We start from the raw sequence: 22,749 nt of genomic DNA on the forward strand, positions 1-22,749 counted from the left end.
GTGCTGTAACTCGTAGTGACAACCGGTGTTCGCGAACGACTTGCGCTGCCGACGACCGCCCATCGACCACAATGGGCCCATGCCCTCCGTGCGCACCCCCGACCCGAACCCCGGCTGGCTCTCCGAGTTTGAACTGGAGGAGACCCGCGGCCGCGTCCCGATCCTCTACGTGGAGGCGATCCCGGTCCGCCTGGACAGTCTCGGCCAGGTCGAGCAGGTCGGTCTGCTGCTGCGTGGGTCCGCCACCACCGGCACCATGGCGCGGTCGTTCGTCTCGGGACGCGTGCTGCACGGCGAGCCCATCCGCACCGCGCTGATGCGCAACCTGGAGAAGGACCTCGGCCCCACCGCGTTCCCGCAGCTGCCCGCCGACATCGTGCCGTTCACGGTGGCCGAGTACTTTCCGTTGCCCGGCGTGACGCCCTTGCACGACGCGCGCCAGCACGCCGTCGCGCTGGCCTACGTCGTGGCGGTCACGGGTGAGTGCGACCCCCGCCAGGACGCGCTCGAGCTCTCGTGGCTGACCCCGCGCGAGGCCCTCGCCCCGGCGGTCCTCGACGAGCTCGAGGGAGGCCGTGGCGTCCTGCTCCAGCAGGCGATGGCGCACGTCGGCGCCCTGGCGTGAGCCGCCGGGCGGCCCCGCCGGGGACCCGTCACCCGAGCCCGTGGCTCATGCTCGTCGCGGCGATGGTGGCCCAGGTCACCGCCACCGCCGTCGTGAGCACGCCGCTGCTCCTCATTCCCCACCTGCACCTCGACGAGGGCCTCTCCCTCGTGGCCAGCGGCGCGCTCGCCGCCGCGCCCCTGGTGGGCACGCTGCTCACCCTCGTGGCGTGGGGAGCGATCGTCGACCGCGTCGGTGAGCGGATCGCCCTGTCCTCCGGTCTCGCCCTCCTCGTGGCGGGGTGCGCCGTGGCGCTCGCGGGCGCCCGTGCCGACGACGCGATCGTCCTGGCTCTCGGCTTCGGCCTCTGCGGCGTGGCCGCCGCCAGTTCCAACTCGGCCAGCGGCCGCCTCGTCGTGGGCTGGTTCCCGGCCCACCGGCGCGGACTCGCGATGGGCATCCGTCAGACCGGTCTCCCGCTGGGCGTCGGGCTCGCCGCCCTCGTCGTGCCGGCGGCGGTGCAGACCCGCGGCGTCGCGTGGATCGTCACGCTGTGTCTCGTCGTCGCGGCCGTCGCCACCGTCTTCATCGCCGTGACCGTGGTCGACCCGCCCCGCCACGCGAGCGAGGACCCGAGCGGCGGCGCCAACCCCTACCGAGGCGATCGACGGCTGGCCCGGATCCACGCCGCCTCCGCACTGCTCGTCATCCCGCAGTACGTGGTGTGGACGTTCATGCTGCTGTGGCTGATCGACCGGCACGGCTGGAGCGCCGCCGCCGCGGGCGTCCTCTACGCCGTCTCGCAGGTGCTCGGCGCCGCCGGCCGCATCGGGGCCGGCTGGTGGTCCGACCGCGTCGGCGACCGGCTCGGTCCCATGCGACAGGTCGCGGTCGCGGCCACCGCGGTGATGCTGCTGCTGGCGCTCCTCGAGGGCTCGCCCGTCGCGGTCGCCATCATGGTCGCGGCGACGATGATCACAGTGGCCGACAACGGGCTGGCCTTCACGGCGGTGGCCGAGATCGCCGGGTCGCGCTGGTCGGGCCGGGCGTTCGGGATCCAGAACACCGGGCAGTACCTCACATCGGCCGCCGTCCCTCCCGTGGTGGGCGCGATCGTGCAGTACGCGGGCTACGGCTGGGCGTTCGCGGCCGCGGCGGTCTTCCCCCTCGCAGCCATCGCCTGCGTGCCCGTTGCTACTCGTAGGTAACATCAAGGCACGGCTTTGGCTGGCCTAACTGAGCAGCCCGCTTCGCCGCAGATTAGGGTCAGCACAAACTGCTTGAACCGCGAGAGGAATCGGCATGGAACCGATCAACATCATCGCCGGAGTGATCACGCTGGTCTCCACGGCGTTGGCGGTGTACTACCTGGCACCCGGGATCAAGCGGATGCTCGGAGTCATCCGCGCCGGCACGCCGGCCTACGGGCGCACCGACAACCCCAAGAGCCGCACGAAGAACATGCTGGTCGAGACGCTCGGCCACACGCGCATGCTCCAGTGGCAGTGGGTCGGCATCCTGCACTGGGCCGTCTTCTTCAGCTTCATCATCCTCAGCACGGCGGTCGCGACGGCGTACCTGCAGGTCTGGAACCCGCACCTCGTGCTGCCGCTGATCGGCCACTTCTTCCTGTTCGAGTGGGTCAGCGAGCTCATCGCCTGGCTCGGCCTGATCGGCATCGCCGCGCTCGTCGTGATCCGCCAGCGCAACCACCCGCGCACCCTGGGCCGCAAGAGCCGCTTCTTCGGCTCGCGCTTCGGCCAGGCCTACTTCGTCGAGGCGATGGTCGCGCTCGAGTGCGCCGCCGGCATCCTGATCCGCGGCGCCGAGTACCAGCTGATGAGCCTCCAGGGCGACAGCAACGCGAGTGCCTTCCACTTCCCCACCACCGCCTGGATCGGCGAGACGCTGTGGTCGGGCCTGTCGGTCACCGGCCTCGAGGCCACCATCACCATCCTGGCCGTCGTCAAGGTCGTCTCGGCCACCGTCTGGCTGATGGTGATCGGCAAGAACCTCACGATGGGCGTCGCCTGGCACCGCTTCCTGGCCTGGTTCAACATCTACTTCAAGCGCGAGGCCGACGGCGGCACCGCCCTCGGTGCCCTCGTCCCGCTCTACGTCGCCGGCAAGCCGCTCGACCTCGAGACCATGGAGGACATGGAGGAGGAGGAGTTCGAGAAGCTCGGCGTCGGCAAGGTCGAGGACTTCAGCTGGAAGTCCATCCTGGACTTCTCCACCTGCACCGAGTGCGGTCGCTGCCAGAGCCAGTGCCCCGCGTGGAACACCGAGAAGCCGCTCTCGCCGAAGCTGCTCATGATGGGCCTGCGTGAGCACGCCTACGCGAAGGTGCCGCTGCTCGGCGCCGATCCCGAGACCCTCACCGAGGAGCAGCAGCGCGAGCTGGAGCGTCCGCTGATCGGGAGCGAGGACCTCTTCGGCGTCATCGACCCCGACGTCCTGTGGTCGTGCACCAACTGTGGCGCCTGCGTCCAGCAGTGCCCGGTCGACATCGAGCACGTCGACCACATCGACAACATGCGCCGCTACCAAGTGCTCGTCGAGTCCAACTTCCCCGCCGAGCTCAACAACATCTTCAAGGGCCTCGAGCGCAAGGGGAACCCGTGGGGCATGAACCCGCGCGACCGCATGAAGTGGGCCGAGGACCTCGACTTCGAGGTCAAGCAGGTCGGCGTCGACGTGGAGTCCCTCGACGAGGTCGAGTGGCTGTTCTGGGTCGGCTGCGCCGGTGCCTTCGAGGACCGCGCCAAGAAGACCACGCAGGCGGTCGCCGAGCTGCTGGACATCGCCGGCGTCACCTTCGCCGTCCTCGGTGACGGTGAGACCTGCTCGGGCGACTCCGCCCGCCGTGCCGGCAACGAGATCGTCTTCAAGCAGCTCGCGATGGAGAACGTCGCGGTCTTCCAGGAGACCAAGGTCAAGAAGGTCGTCTCGACCTGCGCCCACTGCTTCAACACGCTCAAGAACGAGTACAAGGAGCTCGGCATCGAGCTCGAGGTCGTGCACCACACGCAGCTGCTCAACCGCCTCGTGCGCGAGAAGAAGCTCAAGCCGGTCGCGCCCGCCGCTCCGGCCGCCAAGGTCACGTACCACGACCCCTGCTTCCTGGGCCGTCACAACCAGGTCTACTCGCCGCCGCGCGAGCTGATCGGTGCGACGGGCGCGGACTACGTCGAGATGGACCGCAGCAAGGAGACCTCCTTCTGCTGTGGCGCCGGCGGCGCCCGCATGTGGATGGAGGAGAAGATCGGCTCCCGCATCAACATCAACCGCACCGAGGAGGCCATCGGCACGGGCGCGGAGAAGATCGCCGTGGGCTGCCCGTTCTGCCGCGTCATGCTGGCCGACGGCCTCACGGCGAAGCAGGCCGAGGACGAGTCCCTGGTCAACGTCGAGGTGCTCGACGTCGCGCAGCTGCTGCTGCAGGCGGTCAAGCGCTCCGAGGAGGACGTCGTGGCCGAGGCGGAGGCCCTGGTCATGGCGGCCGAGGAGTCGCACGCCTCCGGTGACGAGCCCGAGGACGCCGAGCCCGGCCCCGCGGCCGAGGCCGATCCCGGCACGCTGACCGACACCGAGTCGGTGGGCGCCGCCGCGGACGCGCACGACTCGGCCGAGGCTCCCACGGACGCCGGCGACGACCTCGACAACCCCGAGGGCGACAGCCGCGCCGAGGACGCCGAGATGGCCGCGAAGCACAACATCGCGGTCGACGACAAGGGCACCGCCGGCGGCATCTTCGAGAAGGGCGACGCCACGCCGGAGGGCGCGGCCGACCACGAGGGCACCAAGCCGGTCTCCGTGGCCACCGAGCCCGAGGACGAGCCGGCCCAGTCCGACCCCGAGCCCGAGGCCACGGGCGATGCGGTGTCGAACCCGGAGCTCGGCTCGGAGTCCGAGGACGGTCCGGCCCAGAACGAGCGCCAGGAGGGCCTCGGCCAGCCTGACGCCGACGCAGTGGCCGAGGTGTCCGAGGCTCCCGCCGAGGCGCCCGAGACCGAGGCCGAGCCCGCCGAGGCCGAGCCCGCCGCCGAGGAGCCGGAGGCCACCGAGCCCGAGGCCACCGAGGACGCCCCCGCCGCGAACGAGCAGCCGTCGCTGCTCGACGCGCTGGAGGACGACGAGCCGAAGCCGCACACGGCGGCCGAGGACGAGCCCAAGCCGGAGCCGCACCCCGAGAGCGGTGACACGACGAACCCGGACGCCGAGTCCGTCGTGTACGACGACTCCGAGCCCGAGCTGCCGGCCGAGAAGCACGCCGAGCCGTCCTCGGAGCAGGAGGAGCTCGCCGCGATCACGCCGGTCGAGGACGCCCCCGCCCCGGATCCGGTCTCGGACGACGCGGTCCCGCTCAGCGACGCCAACCCCTCGGGCGCCGAGCTGAGCGAGTCCGCCCAGCAGGCCGCCCAGGACGACGAGGCCGACGACACGAAGGCCTGACGGCCCTCACTCACGACGACGCGCCAGCCCCCTCACGGGTGCTGGCGCGTCGTCGTCTCCGCGGGGAGGACCTACGGACGGGCACCGCGCTGCTGCACGCAGCGGCTGGCCGCACCGATGCCGCCGGTGAGCGCGGCGCGGGCATCCTTCGTCTCCAGCCACGAGGCCAGGAACCCCGCGGTGAACGCGTCGCCGGCGCCGGTGGTGTCGACCACCTGCACGCGCGGCGCCGCCACCTGCTCGCGCGCGCTCCCGGCCACGTAGGCGGCTCCCATCGAGCCGAGCGTCACGACGACGTGCGGGTACATGGCCGTGAGGGTGTCGAAGTCGACGAACGGGCCGGTGGCCCCCACCAGCAGGCGCGCCTCGTCGAGGTTGGGCACCAGCAGGTCGACACCGCGGGTCCACGCGGCGAACGCGTCGGGCGTGACCTCGCGCAGGAACGCGGTGGTGCTCGGGTCGACGCTCACGCCGGCTCCGCGCCGCTTGGCCTCGGCGATCAGCTCGATCGCGACGTCGCGCGTCTGCGGGTCGAAGAACGTGTAGCCGGTGAGGTGCAGCCAGTCGACCCCGTCCCACAGGTCCTCGGGCAGGTCGGCGGAGGCCAGGGTGCCGTTCGCGGCGCGGTCGACGTACATCGTGCGGTCGGCGTCGTCATCGAGGGTCAGCACGATCGTGGCCGTGGGCAGCAGCGGGTCGGCGACGAGCCGCGGCTCCACCTGATGGTCGCGCAGAGCGGCGCCGTGCCGCTGCACCCCGTCGTTGCCGACCTTGCCGAAGAACCGGGTGTCGGCGCCGAGGAACCCCAGCCACGCCGCGGTGTTCGCGGCCGAGCCGCCGGGTGTCATCCGGATCTGGGCGCGGGTGTCACTGCGCGGCGCGACGGGCTCGAGCGGCAGCACGCCGATGTCGTCGACCACGTCACCCACGACGAGGATCACGGGTACTCCGCCGCGGCGATCGCGATGCGCGCGGCGACCGCGATGTTGTTGCGCGCGATGTCGAGGTTGACCGCGAGGCTGTCGCCGCCGGTCAGCTCGACGATGCGCTGCAGGAGGAACGGCGTGACCTCCTTGCCCGACAGGCCCTTCGCGTCGGCCTCGGCCAGTGCGCGCTCGAGCGCCTCGTCGTGGACCACGGGGTCGAGCTGCTTCTCCTCCGGCAGCGGGTTGGCCACGACAATGCCCGACTTCAGGCCCAGCTCGTCGCGGCTGTGCATGACGGCGGCCACGGCGAACGCGTCCTCGGCCCGCCAGTCGAGCTCGTGGCCCGACGACGTCAGCCAGAAGCTGGGGAAGTCCTTCGTGCGGAAGCCCAGGACGATGACGCCGAGCGTCTCGAGACGCTCGAGCGTGGCGGGGATGTCGAGGATCGACTTCACGCCCGCCGACACGACCGTGATCGGCACCTGGCCCAGCACCGTGAGGTCGGCGGACTCGTCGAACGACTCCGATGCCCCGCGGTGCACGCCGCCCAGGCCGCCGGTCGCGAAGACGCGGATCCCGGCGCGGTCGGCGATCCACGACGTGGCGGCCACCGTGGTGGCGCCGCTGCCGGCCATGCCGAGCACCACGGGCAGGTCGCGCACCGTGAGCTTCGGGACGTCCTCGTTCGCGATCCGGGCGAGCTCGTCGGCGGTGAGCCCGGCCTTGAGCTCACCGTCGAGCACCGCGATCGTCGCGGGCGTGACGCCCTGCGACCGCAGGATCTCCTCGAACTCCTGCGCCGCCTCGAGGTTGTCGGGACGGGGCAGGCCGTGGCTGATGATCGTGGACTCGAGGGCGACGACGGGCCGCCCCTCGTCCAGGGCAGCGGCGACTTCGGGGGACGACTGGACTCTCACCCGGCGACTCTATCGAGGCGCGACGTCAGAACTCGTAGCCGCAGTTCGAGCCGATCTCCCGGAACGAGCCCTTCATCGGGAAGATCTGGACCTCGTCGACCTTCTTGTCACGGGGGCCCTTGCGGTTCTTGATCAGCTTCACGGTGACCTTCGCGCGCCAGTGGCTGTAGTAGAGGCCCGTGTTTCCCCATCCGGTCCTGTCGCCCGGGGTCGTGGTCCAGTCGTAGTTCTTGTTGGTGACCTTGACCCAGTTGGACTCGGAGTAGTAGCGATCCTCCTCCCTCCACATCCCGCTCTTGTAGACCTCCCACTCGATCCAGCGCTTCACCATGTACTTGCCGGAGCCGTACAGGTAGGCGGGATCCTTGAAGGTCACCCGCACGGCGATGGCCGACTTGAAGGTGTCGCAGCTCTTCCACCGCGTGGTGATCCGGAACGTGCCGGCCTGCGCAGCCGGCGCGAATCCCAGGATCAGCGCCGCGAGCAGGGTCACGACCAGCGTGATGCGTCTCGTCCTCATGGGGCTTCCTCTCATCGGTAGACCGTGATCGTGACGACGCCGGTCCGTGCGTCCATGGCGTTGGGTGACTGGGAGAAGACGACCTGGAGCCGGTGCCGGCCCCGCGCGAGGGGCGGGCTGACGAGCGTCAGGGTGTTCCGGTGCCGTGCGGCGAGGGTGGCCGTGGCCCGCACGCGACCGTCCACGAGGAGCTGGAGGCGCCCTGTCGCGTTGATCGCCGGCGTCGTCCTGAGGGTGGCGGTGACGCGGATGCGCTCCGTCGTGAGGAAGGTGAGGTCGTTGACCCGGCCCCCGAGCCTCGTCGCGGCCTTGACCCGCACGGTGACCGGCGCCGAGGTCGAGGACGAGAACTGTGCGTCTCCGCTGTAGGTGGCGGTCAGCACGTGGTCACCCAGGGCGAGGTTGCGGGGCAGGGCGAAGGTCGCGGCGCCGTTCGCCAGCTCGGCCGTGCCGAGTACGCGCTGGCCGTCGCGGATCGTCACGGTCCCCGTGGGCGGTCCACCCGCGCCCGTGACCGCGATCGTGACGGTCGCCGCGGCACCGTAGGCGACGGTGGCTGGCGCGCGCAGCACGGTCGAGGTGGCCGTGACGGCTCGGTTCGGGTCGAACGCCCACAGCTCGTTCCCGACGTTGCGGTCGTCATCGGGACTGTTGACGAAGTAGAGCACCCCTTCCGTGCCGTAGAACACCATCGGTCCGTCGAGCACCGCTCCCGCCGCGTTCGGCAGGTCCATCACCCGCTCGGTCCCGGCGGGAGTGCCGTCGGTCCGGTAGAGGTCGCGACCCGAGCCGCCGTTGGCCCCGAAGTACGCGTGGGAGCCCCACGTGGTGATCGGGAACGGATGCGCCCCGGCCGCCCCGGCACGCAGGTCCCCGAGGCGGACCGAGGACGTCCCGCCGGAGAACCACGGCTCCCGGCCGGTGTCGTCCTGCTCGAGCCCGAAGACCACCCCGGAGCCCAGCGTCACCGGATCGGTGGCGTCTCCCGCCGGGCTCACGCGCTGACCAGCGCCCGTGCCATCGGTCGCCCACATCCCGTCCCAGTCACCGCTCCAGGCCCGGTAGAACAGCCGGCCGCCTGCGACGGCGGGTTCGAAGTCCCACTGGTCGTCGAGGTACGCGAGCGGCAGGTGCGCGACCTTGGTGGTCCCCTCAGAGACGCCGTTCGTCCTCCACAGCTCGGGCTCGGCGACGCCGGGCTCGGTGCTGTCGAGGAGGAAGTACAGCGATCCCCCCATCACCGCCGTCCCGGTCCGCTCGGCGAACGGCGTGCTCTGCTGCGGCGACGGGTCGCCCCAGGCATCGGTCTGCGAGATGTCCTTGACGAGCTGCGGAGGGCCGGTGGGGCCGACCCTCCACAGCTCTCTCCCCGTTCCGGACGTCGCGACGTAGTGATCGCCCCACTCGCTGGCGTCCGCGGTCCTGATCGTCTGGTCGGCCGTGAACACGAACGCGTCGCCGACCATCCCCAGTGCGACCGGGCTGGAGTCCGTCCAGTCCGTCCGCCACTGGTCCTGCAGCTCCTCGTCGGAGGTCATGCGCGCCGTCGGGTTGACGTCCAGCAGCTGGGGCGCCGCCCCGGGTCCGGTCCACCGGTACAGCTCACGCCCGTGCGCGCCGTCGTCGGCCGCGAGGTAGACCGCTCCGGGCCCTGCCTCGAGCAGCCATGTCGAACCGGCGTCGTCGACCGTGAGGTCGGCGATCATCTCCGTGCCCTCGGTCGTCCCGTCGGAGTACCAGACCTCCGCGCCACCTGCCGGGCCCGTGGCGGTGAAGACGAAGCCGCTGCCGAACTTCAGGAGCGAGCCCACCAGGCCACGCCCGCCCGGGTTCGGGTCGAAGAACTCGTGCGTTCCCTCGCTGGTGCCGTCGGAGGTCCACAGCTCACTGTCGTTCGAGCTGGTCCCGCTGTTGCCGTGATTGACCCAGAAGATCCGATCGCCGATCGCGACGTGAGCCGCGCTCGTCCCACCCTCGAGGCCCGTCGCCACGCGGTACGGCTCGGGCGGAGCCGCCACGGCCGGAGCCGCCACGAGGCCCAACACGAGCGCGAGGATCGCGCCGAGCACCCACCGGACCGACCGAGTCATCGCCACACCTCCGCGAACGACCCCCCAAGATCCTCAGGGTCACACCCGCGGTCGGAGCGCGTGATGGAAAACGTTCACTTACCAGCGAATTCGTGACCTGCGACCGCTGATGGGTCAGGTGGTGCCGGAGAGGTTGGCTCAGAGCCCGAGGACGGCGCGCACGGTGGTGATGACGCCGTTCTCGGAGTTCGGCGGGGCGGTGTAGTTCGCCAGGTCGAGGATGTCCGGGTGGGCGTTGCCCATCGCGAACGACCAGTCGGCCGCCTCGAGCATCTCGTAGTCGTTGAGGTAGTCGCCGAACACCATCGTCTGGGTGGCGTCGATACCCATCTCGGACTGGAGTTCTCGGACGGCCAGGCCCTTGTTGACGCCCTCGGCCATCACGTCGACCCAGTGGGCGCCCGAGAGCGCGACCGGGTTCTTCTCCGCGTGCTCGATGAGGAACGGTGCGGTGACGGCCTCGAGGTCGCCGAAGTCGTGCACGGCCAGCTTGATGATCGTGTCGTCGACGGCGGTGAGGTCGTCGACCACCTTGAGCCGCCGGTAGTACGGCTCGACCTGGTCGAGGAAGGGCTGGTCGGTGCGGTCGATCCACGCCGACTCGACGCCGCAGACCACGATGCCGAGGTCGACGCCCCGGTCGAGCAGTCCCTGCGTCTTCGCGACGGCCGTGGACACCCAGGCCGGGTCCAGCGGGTGCACTGCCACCTCGACGCCTCGGTGGGTCACGTAGGCGCCGTTCTCGGCGATGATGACGAGCTCGTCGGCGACCTCGTGGAACATCGACTCGATGGTCGCCCACTGGCGTCCGCTGGCGGGAGCGAAGGCGACGCCGGCCGCCTGCAGCTCGCGAATGAGGCCGAAGGTCTCGGCGGGCATCTGCTTGCGCTCGTCGAGGAGGGTGCCGTCCAGGTCGGCCACGACGAGCTTGATGTCGGGCGCGGTCATGCCCTCAGTCGATCACACTCCGGTGGAAGTTCGCGTGGGACCGCGATGCCGTCGGTCCGCGCTGGCCCTGATAACGGGACCCGTACTTCTCCGAGCCGTAGGGGTTCTCCGCGGCCGACGTCAGCCGGAAGAAGCACAGCTGGCCGATCTTCATGCCGGGGTAGAGCTTGATGGGCAGCGTCGCGACGTTGGCGAGCTCGAGCGTGATGTGGCCCTGGAAGCCGGGGTCGATGAAGCCGGCGGTCGAGTGCGTCATCAGGCCGAGACGGCCGAGCGAGGACTTGCCCTCGAGCCGGGCGGCCACGTCGTCGGGCAGCGTCACGTACTCGTACGTGGAGCCGAGCACGAACTCTCCCGGGTGCAGGATGAACGCGTCCTCGCCGTTGACCTCGACCTCGCGCGTCAGGTCGGACTGGTCCTGCGCCGGGTCGATGTGCGGGTACTTGTGGTTGTCGAAGACGCGGAAGAACTTGTCGAGGCGCACGTCGATGCTCGACGGCTGGATCATCGAGGGCTCGTAGGGGTCGAGCGCGACCCGTCCGGCGTCGATCTCGGCGAGGATGTCGCGGTCCGAAAGCAGCACGAGTAGAACCTAACGCACGCCTGCCGCCCTGGTCGCGGAGCCGTTCTGACCGGTGACGCCTGGCCCTTTCGTGTGCGAGGGTGCTGGCAAGCCAACCCTGAGGAGTCAGACGTGTACAAGACCATCCTCGTCGGCGTCGACGGCAGCGACACCGCGTCCCGCGCCGCGGAGGTCGCGGCCGGGCTCGCCTCCGCCACCGGCGCCGCGCTCCACATCGTCACGGCGGTCGACGAGAAGGCCGCCGCGGCCACCGACCTGCCTCCGGGCATGCACCCCCTGAGCCCGGGCGAACGGGCCGAGGCCATCGCGCGCCAGGTCGCCGAGGGCCTCTCCTACCAAGGGACCGTCGAGGCGAGCCCCGCGCCCGGGAAGCCCGCCGACGCCCTCGTGCACGTCGCGAAGGAGATCGGCGCCGACCTCATCGTGGTGGGCAACCGTCGCGTGCAGGGGATCAGCCGCCTGCTCGGCAGCGTGGCCACCGACGTGGCGCACCACGCGCCCTGCGACGTGTACATCGTGAAGACGGTCTGAGCGGGAGCGAACGCCGCTGGTGGAGCCGGTGACGGGAATCGAACCCGCGTATCTTGCTTGGGAAGCAAGCGCTCTGCCATTGAGCTACACCGGCGGTGTGCCCCGATCGTACTAGGCACGCTCGCCGGCCTCGCAACGTCATACGGAACGGCTGCTGGAGCGACCGCATCGTATGACGCAGCGCGGCCTCAGAACTGGCGCAGGAACTCGCGGACCTGGCCCACCAGCTCGGCGGGGCGCTCCTCGGGGATCCAGTGGCCGGTGCCCGAGATCTCGGTGACCGTGACGTTCGGCGGGCCCTCCACGCGGCGCACGAGGCTGGGCGCCAGCACGAGGTCGCCCGTGCCCGGCAGGAAGAGCAGCGGCACGTCGTCGACCCGGCGGGCGTAACCGCGGCCGATCTTCGGGATCTCCTTCAGCAGGAAGGAGCGGTACATCGCCTGGCCGGCGCGGGCGCGCGCCGGGTCGCGGAACCGCGCCAGGTACTCCTCGCGCACGGAGCGCGGCCAGTGGAAGCGTCGGGTCGCACCGGCGCGGAAGACCGTCTTCAGCAGCACCTGGCCCGCGCGGCGCTGCAGGAACGCACCACCGGGACCACCGGCGATCGGCTGGTACGCGAAGCGCCACATCTGGTGCAGCGGCACGTCCTGCCACGGCGCGACGATCGCGGCGGCGACGACGCCCCGCACGGAACCCGGGTGGCGGCTCGCGACGAGCAGCGAGGTCCAGGCGCCCCAGTCGTGACCGACGAGCACCGGCCGTTCGAGCCCGAGGACCTCGAGGGCGCGGGCGACCTCGTCGGCGATGACGCGCTTGTCGTAGGCGTCCGTTCCTTCCGGCACGTCGCTCCAGCCCGCACCGCGCAGGTCGAGCGCGATGACGTGGTGGGTCTCCGCCAGGGCCGGCATCACGTGACGCCAGCAGAACCAGTGCTGCGGCCAGCCGTGCAGCAGGACGAGGGTGGGACGGTCGGCCGATCGGTGAGCCGTTCCGGCCTCCGCCACGTGCAGGCTCACGCCGTCGACATCGATCCACCGGTGCTCGACTCCGGGCACCACAGGCAGGGTCCGTTCGGTCATGGATTGATCGTAGGGTGATCCGCATGACACTCGTCGAGCTCACGCGCGAAGACTCCGTCCGCACGATCACGCTGAACGCCCCCGAGCGCCTCAACGCCCTCGACTGGCCGCTATTGGAGGAGCTGCGCGCGGCCGTCGAGTCCGTCGCCGCCGACGACGAGGCCCGCGCCCTCGTGGTCACGGGCGCCGGCAAGGCCTTCTGCTCGGGCGCCAATCTCGAGAGCCTCTTCGGCGACACCGGCCGCCCGGCCGACGTCCTGCGCGAGCACCTGATGAACGTCTACGCCTCGTTCCTGGGCATCCGGAACCTCTCGATCCCCACGGTCGCAGCAGTGCACGGCGCGGCGGTCGGCGCCGGGCTGAACATCGCCCTCGCGTGCGACGTCATCGTGGCGGGACCCGAGGGCGGCTTCGGGCCCACCTTCAGCAAGATCGGCCTGCACCCCGGCGGCGGCTGCACGTGGATGCTCACCCAGCGCATCGGCTCGGCCAACACGGCCGCAGCCCTCTTCAACGGCGACATCATCAAGGCCGAGGCCGCCCTGCGGCTGGGCATCGCCCAGGAGATCGCCGACGACCCGAAGGCCCGTGCCGCCGAACTCGCCGCGTCGTGGAGCATACGCAACCCCAAGTTGATGTCCGACATCAAGAAGTCGGTCGCGATCGCGGCGCGCGACGACCTCCACGAGTCGCTCAACTTCGAGTCGTGGGCGCAGGCCGAGTCGCTCAGCAGCCCGGAGTTCGCGGCGTTCGCCGCGAGGTTCGCCGGACGCTGACGCCTCACGCTGACACCGGACGCCCGTCGACTCCGGCCGAGGGGCGTGAGAAGGTCAGTTCCCATGTGGACCCTGCATGGTGACGGCTCGAACGTCTCCCCCGGCGCGATCGTCCTGCCCGAAGAGCGCCTCTCCTGGCCGCGCACCCTGGGCTTCGGCGCCCAGCACGTCGTGGCGATGTTCGGCGCGACGTTCCTCGTGCCGCTGCTCACCGAGATGCCGCCGACGACGACGCTGTTCTTCTCCGGCTTCGGCACCCTGCTCTTCCTGGCGATCACCCGCGGCCGGCTGCCCAGCTACCTCGGGTCGTCGTTCGCGTTCATCTCCCCGGTCCACGCGCTCGTCCTCGACGACAACATGGGCGCCGCCCTGTTCGGCATCATGTGCACGGGCATCACGCTGGCCGCGTTCGGCTTCCTCGTGCAGGCCACCGGACGGGCGTGGCTCGAGACGCTGATGCCCCCGGTCGTCACGGGCGCGATCGTCGCGCTCATCGGCTTCGCGCTGGCCGGCGCCGCCACCGACAACTTCGCGAAGGCGCCGTGGCTCGCCACGATCACCCTGGCGGTCATCTGCCTCTCGGCCGTGCTGCTCACCGGGTTCGCCGCGCGGCTGTCGATCCTCTTCGGCATCGTCGCGGGCTACCTCGTGGCACTCGCCTCGGGGGAGATCGACTTCAGCAAGGTCGAGAAGGCCGACTGGGTCGGCTTTCCCGAGTTCCACACCCCCACGGTCGAGTGGTCCGTGCTGCCGATGTTCCTGCCGATCGTGCTCGCACTGATCGCCGAGAACATCGGCCACGTCCGCAGCGTCGCCCACCTCACCGACCGGCCGGCCATCAACGAGGAGACCGGCCGCGCCCTCATCGCCGACGGCCTGGCCACCACGATCGCCGGCGGCTTCGGCGGCTCGGCGACCACCACCTACGGCGAGAACATCGGCGTCATGACCGCGACCCGTGTCTTCTCCAGCGCCGCCTATGTGGTGGCCGGCGTCGTGGCGATGCTGCTGAGCCTCTCCCCCAAGTTCGGGGCACTCCTGGGGACGATCCCCGAGGGCGTCATCGGGGGCGTCACGGTCGCGCTCTACGGCCTCATCGGCCTGATCGGCGTGCGCATCTGGATGGACCACCACGTCGACTTCGCCAACCCGATCAACCTCTACACGGCTGCCGCGGCTCTCATCATCGGCATCGGCAACCTCACGATCACGCGCGGCGACGTGTCGCTGTCAGGCATCACGCTGGGCTCGGTCGCCGCGATCGTGATCTACCACGTGATGCGGATCGTCCAGCGCGATCCCGACGCCGAGGTGGCCACCGAGAGCGTCGACCCGGGAGCCTGACCCTGTAGACATGGGCGGGTGGATCCCACCCTGGTGCTGCTCGTCGGCGCGTGCGCGTTCGCGACGTCGGCACTCACCGCGGTGCTGGGCTTCGGCGGCGGCGTCGTCCTGCTGGCCGTGCTCGTCGCGTTCCTCGACCCGCTCGTCGCGCTGCCGCTGCACGCCGCCATCCAGGTGGTGTCGAACGGCACCCGGACGCTGGTCCGCCGCCGTGACGTCGACTGGCGGATCGTGTGGCGCACCTCCCTGCTCCTGCTGCCCGCGGGCGCGCTGACCCTGTCGCTGGCGCGCCAGGCACCGGACGCCGCGCTGCAGGCAGCCATCGCCATCGCGGTCCTCGTGGCGACGTGGCTGCCCGAGTGGCTCTCGCGTCCGCTGCCCGCGCCGAGCCCGGGCGGGTGGATCGCGATGGGCGGCGTGCTCGGTGCCCTGAACCCGGTGGTCGGGGCGACCGGCACGCTGGCCGCCCCGTTCTTCCGGGCCGGCACCAAGGACCGGATGGGGTTCGTCGGCACCTTCGCCGCGTCGCAGGTGGCGGGTCACGCCGCCAAGCTCGTGATCTTCGGCGCGGTCGGGCTGCTACCCGCCGCCCAGGCCCCGGCGGCCGCCGTCGGCATCGTCGGCGTCATCACCGGGACCTGGGTGGGCAGTCGCGTCCTCGACCGGATGCCCGAGCGCCGCTTCGACCGGATCTACCTCGTGGCGATCACGCTCGTCGCGGCGTGGCTGCTGGTCGACGCGCTGCGCTGACCGCGCTCAGCTGGCCTCCGGTCCGGGCGGGGTCGGGTAGGAGGTGTCGCCCTTGAGCGGCCTCGACGTGACCCGCTCGCAGGAGGCATCGACCTGGGCGCTGCCGACGAGCCAGCCGTAGGTCAGGAAGGTCACGGAGTCGTAGCCGTCGCCGCAGTAGACGGAGGCGCCGCTCGCCACCTGGCTGATGAGCACCTCGTCGTCGCCCGATCCGGCGTCGGCGCGGTCGGAGTCGGTGACACCGATCAGGTCGTTCCCCTCGCCGCCGCTCAGGGTGTCCACGCCGATGCCCCCGCCGATCTCGTCGTTGCCGGGACCACCGGAGATGGAGTCGTTGCCACGACCCCCGTCGATCATGTCGTGGCCCGCGTCGCCGCGCAGCCAGTCGTCACCCTCGTCGCCCCAGATGTCGTCGTCGCCGTGCTCACCGCCGATGCTGTCGTTGCCGCCATCGCCGTGGAGCACGTCCCCACCGCCACTGCCCAGGAGCGCGTCGTTCCCGTCACCGCCGTACAGCCGGTCGCTGCCACCCACGACCGCGTCGCTGTCGGCGTCGCCCACGAGCGTGTCGTGGCCCGGTCCTCCGTCGACGAAGTCGTCGCCATCGAGCGCGGTCACGTGGTCGTCCCCTCCGAACAGGAAGATGCTGTCGTTCCCGGTCGTGCCGTCGAGCCAGTCCGGCCCTTCGGTGCCGGTGATCCTGGCCGCGTGCGCCGGGGCGACGGCTCCGATCGTGAGCACGGCGGCCGCGGCGAGGGCGAGGCGCAGTCGGCGGCGAGCGCGGCGGTGGGTGGGACGGTCGTGGACAGTCGTCATCTGTTCCCCCTGAACGAGACGCGGGGGTCGGCACTCTGCTGCCCCCGATGGCGTGAGTGGGCTCAGCGTAATCGCCACGGCGCCCGGCGCAAGGGCTCAGACGGCGGCGTGCCGGTCGGCGACCGTGCGGGCCTCCTCGCGCAGAGCCTGGACGCAGAAGCGCACGCTGGGTCGCTCGAACCGGTCGGGCCGCAGCACCGCCGTGATGTCGCGTCGCGCCCGGATGCCGACGAGCGGGCGGGTCACGAGCCCGTTGTCGCGCGTCCGCGTCGTGAAGCGCGGCAGGATCGCGATGCCGTGGCCAGCGGCGACGACGGCCTCGACCACGCCGTTGTCGTCGAAGCGCTGTGCGATCCGCACCGACTCGCCGGTCACCGCCACGAGCTGCTGCAGCACCCGGTCGTAGGGATAGCCGTGCGGCGCCCCGATCCACGTCTCGCCGATGACGTCCTTCGGCGACAGGCTCTGCTTCGCCGCGAGGCGGTGGCTCTCCGGCAGTGCCACGTCGAGGGGCTCGCGCAGCAGCGACACGAGCTGGAGCCCGCGGTCGTGCCACTCCTCGGTCGCGGCGGGCGAGTCGGCGACCACGATGTCGAAGTTCGCCACCATGTCGAGCACGTCGAACCGCTGGGTGGGGTCGCGGTCGGTGCAGATGAGGTTCACGGCGGGCTCGGCGACCACGCGCGTGAGCAGTCCGGGCAGCAGCATCTCGCCGCCCGTGGGAAAGACCGTCAGGGTGACGTCTCCTGCGGGGCCGCCGAGGTACTCGCGCCACCGGGACTCGGCCCGTTCGAGCGCGACGGCGACCTCGGTGGCCGTCTCGGCCAGGGCACGCCCGGCCGCGGTGAGGCGCACGCCGCGGCCGGCGGGCTCCAGCAGGGGCACACCCGCCTCCGCCTCCAGCAGTTTCAGCTGCTGCGACACCGCGGAGGGTGTGACGTTCATCTCGTCGGCGACCGCGCCGACGGTGCCCCGCTCGGCCAATTCGCGCAGCATCGCAAGGCGTCGGGTGTCCATGTAGTCAAACTACACGTTGGGCGTAGTTCCGTTGGATTGTCCTTGACAGTTGAACGTCTCACAATGGAAGGGAACGAAAGGAGCACGCTCATGACCTTCCTCGCACTCTCCGGCATCGTCGCCGTCGCCGCCGGCACGATCCACACGGCCTACCTGGTCGCCACCGACGGCCTGACGCGCATCCCCGCCCGTCGCGCCTGAACCCCTTCACGGAACCGACCCGCCTCCCCCTGAGGAGCGGGTCGTTTTTCTTTTCCCCGAACGGCCTTTGTGCTCGACGGTGGCTGGAGTAGTATCTAGTTACTGGCCAGTAGAACCCGCCAGTAACACTGGCAGTCCCCTTTCCCGGAGGTCCCACGGCCCATGAGCCACTACAAGAGCAACCTGCGCGACGTCGAGTTCAACCTCTTCGAGCTGTTCGACCGGCAGTCCGTCCTGGGCACCGGCCCGTTCGACGAGGTCGACGTCGACACGGCGAAGAGCATCCTCTCCGAGGTCGAGCGCCTGTCGCGCGAGGACCTCGCCGCGTCCTTCGCCGACGCCGACCGCAACCCGCCGGTCTACGACCCCGCCACGCACTCGCTGCAGCAGAACCCCGCCTTCGCCAAGAGCTACAAGGCCTGGATGGACGCCGAGTGGTGGCGCCTGCAGCTGCCGACCGAGCTCGGCGGCCAGCCCGCCCCCTCCTCCCTCGTGTGGTCCATGGGCGAGTTCGTCCTCGGCGCCAACCCCGCCATCTGGATGTATGGCGCCGGCCCGGCCTTCAGCCGCGTCGTGTGGGAGAACGGCACCGACCGCGACCAGAAGATCGCCGAGATCATGATCGAGCGCCAGTGGCTGACCACGATGGTGCTCACCGAGCCCGACGCGGGCTCCGACGTCGGCGCCGGCCGCACCAAGGCCTTCCCGAACGAGGACGGCACGTGGCGCATCGAGGGCGTCAAGCGCTTCATCACCTCCGCCGTGAGCGACCTCGGCGAGAACACCATGCACCTGGTGCTGGCCCGTCCGGTGGGCGTCGAGGGCGCCGGCGGCCCGGGCACGAAGGGCCTGTCGCTCTTCCTGGTCCCCGAGCACCACTTCGACCTCGAGACCGGCGAGCTGACCGGCGAGCGCAACGGCGTCTACGTGACGAACGTCGAGAAGAAGATGGGCATCAAGGTCTCGGCCACGTGCGAGGTCACCTTCGGCGACGCGCAGCTCGGCGGCCCGGCCACCGGCTGGCTGCTCGGCGAGGTGCACGACGGCATCAACCAGATGTTCCGTGTCATCGAGAACGCCCGCATGATGGTGGGCGCCAAGGCCATCGCGACGCTGTCGACCGGCTACCTCAACGCGCTGGAGTACGCCAAGGAGCGCGTGCAGGGCGCCGACCTGACCAACCCCGCGAAGGACGCGCCGCGCGTCACGATCACGCACCACCCCGACGTGCGTCGCTCGCTGCTCACGCAGAAGGCGTTCGCCGAGGGCCTGCGCTCGCTGATGATCTACGCGGCCACGTTCCAGGACGAGGTACAGATCAAGAAGGTCTCGGGCGAGGACGCCAGCCTCGCGGCCTCGGTCAACGACCTGCTGCTGCCGCTCGTCAAGGGCTACGGCTCCGAGCGCTCGTGGGTCCTGCTGGGCACCGAGGCGCTGCAGACGTTCGGCGGCTCGGGCTTCCTGCAGGAGTACCCGCTGGAGCAGTACGTCCGCGACGCGAAGATCGACACGCTCTACGAGGGCACCACGGCGATCCAGGGCCAGGACCTGTTCTTCCGCAAGATCGTGAAGGACCAGGGCCGTGCGCTGGGCTACCTGTCCGAGCAGATCAAGTCGTTCATCGACAACGAGGCCGGCAACGGTCGCCTGAAGGTCGAGCGCGACCTGCTCGCCCGCGGCCTCGACGACGCGACCGCCGTCATCACCGCGATGTTCAACGACCTCATGGCCTCCAACCCGGCCGACGAGAACGGCGACGCCCGCAACGTCTACAAGGTCGCGCTGAACACGACGCGCCTCGTGTACGTCCTCGGCGACCTGGTCGTCTCGTGGCTGCTGCTGCGCGGCGCCGAGGTGGCGCAGGCCAAGCTCGACGCCGGTGCCTCGGGTGCGGACAAGTCGTTCTACGAGGGCAAGGTCGCCGCGGCGTCCTTCTTCGCCAAGAACGTCCTGCCCCGCCTGGCCGCCGAGCGCGCGATGGCCGAGGCCGTCGACCTCGACGTCATGGAGCTCGACGAGGCTGCCTTCTGAGTCGCTGACTCACTCTCGAGCGGCGCGGACCCGGCTGGGTCCGCGCCGTTCGTGCGTTCACGCCCGCCCCCCAGCTCCACTTTTGGAAACGGATGCACGTCGATACGACGTCAGACGGTGCAACCGTTTCCAAAAGTGGCCGGCGGTGGCGGAGGCTCCGGCCGTCGGCGCACGCGCGCGTCTAGGCTGTCGGGGTGGACCTGACCCGACGACGCTGGTACCTCGTCGCCGCGTTCGTGGCCGCACTCGCATGGGTCGCCGGCACCGCGTTCGCCGCCTCGGCGTGGGACCCGCTGCGCGAGGCTGAGGTGGTTCCCGTTGGCCAGCCGATCCAGACCAACGGCACCGACGACCTCGCCGTCCTCACCGACCTGCCGCAACCCGAGCGCGCCGTCACGTGCGCCGCGCGCAACGGAAAGAAGCGCACCCCCGTGCCCGCCGCCACGGTCGACATCGTCGTCGACAGCGACGGCAGCCGCTGGCACCTCATCGGCGTCCTTCCCGACGCCCCCGACGAGACGCGCATCGTGTGCCGTCCGGCGGACAAGCAGACCGACACCGCTCGCTACGGGACCGCCTTGGTGGACCTGTCGAGCCGAGCCGGAACCGGACGGGCGATCGCCTGGACCGGACTCGTCGCGGGACTGGGGCTGGCAGGTGCCACCCTGACCGCCCGAACGCGCAGGATCCTTGCCCATGACTGACCTGAAGCTCTACATCGACGCGTGGCGCGAGTCGGCCGACGCCGTCCTCGCCCTCGAGCCCGACGACTGGGAGGTGCCCACCGACCTGCCCGGCTGGACGGCTCGCGACGTCCTCGCGCACCTCGTGCACCTCGAGCGCGTCATGGTCGAGGGCGAGCCGGAGCCTGTCGGCGGCGGCGCCGTCCCGGCCGAGTACACGAATGCCGGCGTCGCGGCGCTGCGCGGCGTGCCGGTCGACCAGCTGCGCGCCGATCTCGCCGACCTGGTCGCCCGCCGCGCCGAGACACTCGCCGACCTGCCCGACCCGCAGGCGCCCGCCGTGAACACGCCCGCCGGGGTCGAGTGGACCTGGGAGGTCGGACTGCGGAACCGGGTGATCGACCTCTGGTCGCACGAGCAGGACATCCGTCGCGCCACCGGGCTGCCCGGCGGGCTCGACGCGCTCGGCGCGCACGTCACCACCGCCACCTTCGCGGCGGCCCTGCCCTACGTGCTGGGGCGCAAGGTCAAAGCGCCGGCGGGCACCGTGGTGCGCTGGGTCGTCACCGGGCCGGTCCCGCTCGACAGCACGATCGGGGTCGGCGACGACGGCCGCGCCCGCCCCACCGAGGCCGACCCGACAGCCACCGTCCGCATGGACACCGCCGCGTTCACGATCCTCGGCGCCGGGCGACGCACGCCCGACGATGTCGAGGTCGAGATCGAGGGAGACCGGGAGCTGGCCGAGCGCGTGCTGCGCGCCATGGCCGTCACCACCTGATGCGCCCCGGGCCGGCAGTCCCCGTCGTGCGGCTCGTCCGCCTGGCACGACGCGGTCTCGCCCGGCTTCAGCGGCGGACCGGTCCGCGCACGTTCACCGCCGCGGTGGCCGCAACCGTTCCGACGGAGGTCGCCCTGCGGCTCGAGGCCCGGACCGGCGCGATGTCACCGGCCGAGCGTCGAGTGCTCGATCCGACGTCCCACCCTCGCGACTTCCGCCAGCCGGACGACACCTCGTGCGGTGCGGCCTCGCTGGCGGTCTCTCGGATGCTCCACGACGACCCCTACGCGCTGTGGCTGACCACCGGCTATGACGCCGCGGCCGACTCCTCGGACTCGACCAGCTTCGCCGAGCGGTGGAAGGCCGAGGTCGTCAGGATGCACCGGCGCGTGACGGGCCTGCGCGACCACGACGGCGACCTGCAGTGGCCGTGGTTGCGACTCTTCGGGACCTCGCCGTGGGGCGCCGCCCGGCAGATGACAGGAGCCGGCGGATCGGGCTTGCCGGGTCACGAGTACGAGGCGCGCACGCTCGACCCCGACGACCTCGCCGGCGAGTTCGACCTCGTGCTGGCGGCCGTGCAGGCGGGTCACACCGTGCCGCTCTACGTCGGCGACGAGGTGCGCCCGGCCCACGTCGTACTCGCCGTGCGGACCAGCGGGGAGCAGCTCGAGCTCTTCGAGCCGAGCGCCGGCCGGATGGTTCGCGTCGGGCGCGACGCGTTCGCCGCCGGTAGGTTCAGGCTCGGTGGTTGGTCGGTGCCGTGGTTCGCGGTGCTGCCCCGCTGAGATCGGAGGACACATGGGCTGGGAGACGTCGGCCATCGGCGACCTGACCGGAAAGCGCGCCCTCGTCACGGGCGCCACGAGCGGCATCGGCACCGAGACCGCGCGCGTGCTGCTGCGGCACGGGGCGGAAGTGGTCATCACCGCGCGCGACGAGCGCAAGGCGGCGGACACCGTGGCCGACCTCGGCGACGTCGACGTGATCACCCTCGACCTGGCCGACCTGCCCGGCACGATCGCCGCGGCCCAGGGCGTGGTGGACGTGGGTGAGCGCTTCGACATCGTGATCAACAACGCCGGTGTGATGGTGCCGCCGTTCACCCGCACGATGGACGGCTTCGAGCTGCAGATCGCGACGAACCACCTCGGCCACTTCGCCTGGACGGCCACGCTGTGGCCGCTCCTGCGCGAGGGCGCCACGCGCGTCGTCACGGTCTCCTCACTCGCCCACTCGATGACGAAGGGGGTCGACCTGAGGTCCCTCGATCCGAACGGGGATCCGCGGCGGTACAGGCGCTGGCGCTCGTACGCGGAGTCGAAGCTGGCCAACCTGCTCTTCATGAAGGAGCTCGACCGGCGCGCCAAGACGGCCGGACTCGGCCTGGTCTCGGTGGCGGCGCACCCGGGACTCAGCGCGACGAACCTGACTCGCTCGAGCGGTGCCCTGCACTTCCTCGGCGGCGCGTTCAGCCAGCCCGCTCACGCAGGGGCGTGGCCCACGTTGCGGGCCGCCTCGGACCCCACCCTCACCGGTGGTGAGTACATCGGGCCGGCCGGCCTGCGCCAGACCCGCGGGCGCCCGACCAAGGTCGGCATGACCTCCGCGGCCCGCGACCCGCGCCTCGCGGCCGAGGTCTGGGCCGCCAGCGAGACCGCCACCGGGGTGGTCTTCGACGTCTCCTGACCGCCGTC

General features: G+C 71.0%; 21 protein-coding genes and 1 tRNA gene. 12 read left to right on the top strand and 10 right to left on the bottom strand.

Annotated elements, in window-relative coordinates; translation table 11 throughout:
- Positions 1 to 79 precede the first annotated feature (79 nt).
- From ACY1JX_RS08995 to ACY1JX_RS09005, 3 genes are all read left to right on the top strand, one after another.
- On the top strand, positions 80 to 625 hold the full coding sequence (locus tag ACY1JX_RS08995) for a DUF4916 domain-containing protein (RefSeq protein ID WP_181753948.1): 546 nt from the start codon (positions 80 to 82) through the stop codon (positions 623 to 625).
- Entirely contained in the window at positions 622 to 1,812 is a 1,191-nt protein-coding gene (locus tag ACY1JX_RS09000; protein ID WP_462563755.1) for an MFS transporter, read from the top strand. Before ACY1JX_RS08995 ends, ACY1JX_RS09000 begins: the two co-directional genes overlap by 4 nt.
- Before the next feature lie 94 nt (positions 1,813 to 1,906).
- Positions 1,907 to 5,059, top strand: coding sequence for a heterodisulfide reductase-related iron-sulfur binding cluster (locus ACY1JX_RS09005; RefSeq protein ID WP_462563756.1), 3,153 nt, complete (start codon positions 1,907 to 1,909; stop codon positions 5,057 to 5,059).
- A 71-nt stretch (positions 5,060 to 5,130) separates the two neighbouring features.
- Here the strand turns inward: ACY1JX_RS09005 and ACY1JX_RS09010 are convergent, their stop codons facing one another.
- The 6 genes from ACY1JX_RS09010 to dcd form a co-directional block, all read right to left on the bottom strand.
- Positions 5,131 to 6,000, bottom strand: coding sequence for a carbohydrate kinase family protein (locus tag ACY1JX_RS09010; RefSeq protein ID WP_462563757.1), 870 nt, complete (start codon positions 5,998 to 6,000; stop codon positions 5,131 to 5,133).
- Positions 5,997 to 6,902, bottom strand: coding sequence for a pseudouridine-5'-phosphate glycosidase (locus ACY1JX_RS09015; RefSeq protein ID WP_462563758.1), 906 nt, complete (start codon positions 6,900 to 6,902; stop codon positions 5,997 to 5,999). The genes ACY1JX_RS09010 and ACY1JX_RS09015 overlap by 4 nt, the downstream gene beginning before the upstream one ends.
- A gap of 25 nt (positions 6,903 to 6,927) precedes the next feature.
- On the bottom strand, positions 6,928 to 7,422 hold the full coding sequence (locus ACY1JX_RS09020; protein WP_181753940.1) for a hypothetical protein: 495 nt from the start codon (positions 7,420 to 7,422) through the stop codon (positions 6,928 to 6,930).
- A gap of 11 nt (positions 7,423 to 7,433) precedes the next feature.
- Positions 7,434 to 9,512, bottom strand: a complete 2,079-nt coding sequence (locus ACY1JX_RS09025; protein ID WP_462563759.1) for an Ig-like domain repeat protein — start codon at positions 9,510 to 9,512, stop codon at positions 7,434 to 7,436.
- A 138-nt stretch (positions 9,513 to 9,650) separates the two neighbouring features.
- Entirely contained in the window at positions 9,651 to 10,460 is an 810-nt protein-coding gene (locus ACY1JX_RS09030) for an HAD family hydrolase (protein ID WP_462563760.1), read from the bottom strand.
- Between the two features lie 4 nt (positions 10,461 to 10,464).
- Complete coding sequence (gene dcd / locus ACY1JX_RS09035) at positions 10,465 to 11,043, bottom strand: dCTP deaminase (protein WP_181753934.1); 579 nt, start codon at positions 11,041 to 11,043, stop codon at positions 10,465 to 10,467.
- A 111-nt stretch (positions 11,044 to 11,154) separates the two neighbouring features.
- Between dcd and ACY1JX_RS09040 the strand changes: the two genes are divergently transcribed.
- A complete protein-coding gene (locus ACY1JX_RS09040; RefSeq protein ID WP_181753932.1) occupies positions 11,155 to 11,574 on the top strand; it encodes a universal stress protein in 420 nt (139 codons plus the stop codon).
- Between the two features lie 20 nt (positions 11,575 to 11,594).
- Here the strand turns inward: ACY1JX_RS09040 and ACY1JX_RS09045 are convergent.
- Positions 11,595 to 11,668 (bottom strand) — tRNA-Gly (locus ACY1JX_RS09045).
- A 94-nt stretch (positions 11,669 to 11,762) separates the two neighbouring features.
- Positions 11,763 to 12,653 (bottom strand): alpha/beta fold hydrolase, encoded by an 891-nt coding sequence (locus ACY1JX_RS09050; RefSeq protein WP_462563761.1) that lies wholly within the window; start codon positions 12,651 to 12,653, stop codon positions 11,763 to 11,765.
- Between the two features lie 23 nt (positions 12,654 to 12,676).
- Here ACY1JX_RS09050 and ACY1JX_RS09055 point away from each other — a divergent pair, with 23 nt between their 5' ends.
- The 3 genes from ACY1JX_RS09055 to ACY1JX_RS09065 all read left to right on the top strand — a co-directional run bounded on the left by ACY1JX_RS09055 (position 12,677) and on the right by ACY1JX_RS09065 (position 15,523).
- A complete protein-coding gene (locus ACY1JX_RS09055; protein WP_181753929.1) occupies positions 12,677 to 13,429 on the top strand; it encodes an enoyl-CoA hydratase in 753 nt (250 codons plus the stop codon).
- Between the two features lie 63 nt (positions 13,430 to 13,492).
- Positions 13,493 to 14,773 carry a uracil-xanthine permease family protein gene (locus tag ACY1JX_RS09060; protein ID WP_462563762.1) on the top strand — a complete coding sequence of 427 codons (1,281 nt, stop codon included), beginning with the start codon at positions 13,493 to 13,495 and terminating at the stop codon, positions 14,771 to 14,773.
- Between the two features lie 18 nt (positions 14,774 to 14,791).
- Complete coding sequence (locus ACY1JX_RS09065; protein ID WP_286930467.1) at positions 14,792 to 15,523, top strand: sulfite exporter TauE/SafE family protein; 732 nt, start codon at positions 14,792 to 14,794, stop codon at positions 15,521 to 15,523.
- A gap of 6 nt (positions 15,524 to 15,529) precedes the next feature.
- On the opposite strand, the gene ACY1JX_RS09070 is transcribed toward ACY1JX_RS09065, so the two are convergent.
- Both ACY1JX_RS09070 and ACY1JX_RS09075 read right to left on the bottom strand, forming a co-directional pair.
- Positions 15,530 to 16,339, bottom strand: a complete 810-nt coding sequence (locus tag ACY1JX_RS09070; RefSeq protein ID WP_462563763.1) for a calcium-binding protein — start codon at positions 16,337 to 16,339, stop codon at positions 15,530 to 15,532.
- Positions 16,340 to 16,435: 96 nt separating this feature from the next.
- Positions 16,436 to 17,356, bottom strand: coding sequence for a LysR family transcriptional regulator (locus ACY1JX_RS09075; RefSeq protein ID WP_462563764.1), 921 nt, complete (start codon positions 17,354 to 17,356; stop codon positions 16,436 to 16,438).
- Positions 17,357 to 17,719: 363 nt separating this feature from the next.
- On the opposite strand from ACY1JX_RS09075, the gene ACY1JX_RS09080 reads away from it, so the two are divergent.
- The 5 genes from ACY1JX_RS09080 to ACY1JX_RS09100 all read left to right on the top strand — a co-directional run bounded on the left by ACY1JX_RS09080 (position 17,720) and on the right by ACY1JX_RS09100 (position 22,741).
- Positions 17,720 to 19,588 (top strand): acyl-CoA dehydrogenase, encoded by a 1,869-nt coding sequence (locus tag ACY1JX_RS09080; RefSeq protein ID WP_181753919.1) that lies wholly within the window; start codon positions 17,720 to 17,722, stop codon positions 19,586 to 19,588.
- Between the two features lie 194 nt (positions 19,589 to 19,782).
- Positions 19,783 to 20,292 (top strand): hypothetical protein, encoded by a 510-nt coding sequence (locus ACY1JX_RS09085; RefSeq protein ID WP_462563765.1) that lies wholly within the window; start codon positions 19,783 to 19,785, stop codon positions 20,290 to 20,292.
- The gene (locus ACY1JX_RS09090; RefSeq protein ID WP_181753916.1) at positions 20,285 to 21,052 is read left to right on the top strand and encodes a maleylpyruvate isomerase family mycothiol-dependent enzyme; all 768 of its coding nucleotides are present in this window, start codon (positions 20,285 to 20,287) and stop codon (positions 21,050 to 21,052) included. Before ACY1JX_RS09085 ends, ACY1JX_RS09090 begins: the two co-directional genes overlap by 8 nt.
- Positions 21,053 to 21,078: 26 nt before the next feature.
- Positions 21,079 to 21,840, top strand: coding sequence for a hypothetical protein (locus ACY1JX_RS09095; RefSeq protein ID WP_462563766.1), 762 nt, complete (start codon positions 21,079 to 21,081; stop codon positions 21,838 to 21,840).
- A gap of 13 nt (positions 21,841 to 21,853) precedes the next feature.
- Complete coding sequence (locus tag ACY1JX_RS09100; RefSeq protein ID WP_462563767.1) at positions 21,854 to 22,741, top strand: oxidoreductase; 888 nt, start codon at positions 21,854 to 21,856, stop codon at positions 22,739 to 22,741.
- Positions 22,742 to 22,749: the final 8 nt, after the last annotated feature.

It is taken from the genome of Aeromicrobium sp. JP4 (genome assembly GCF_054957925.1).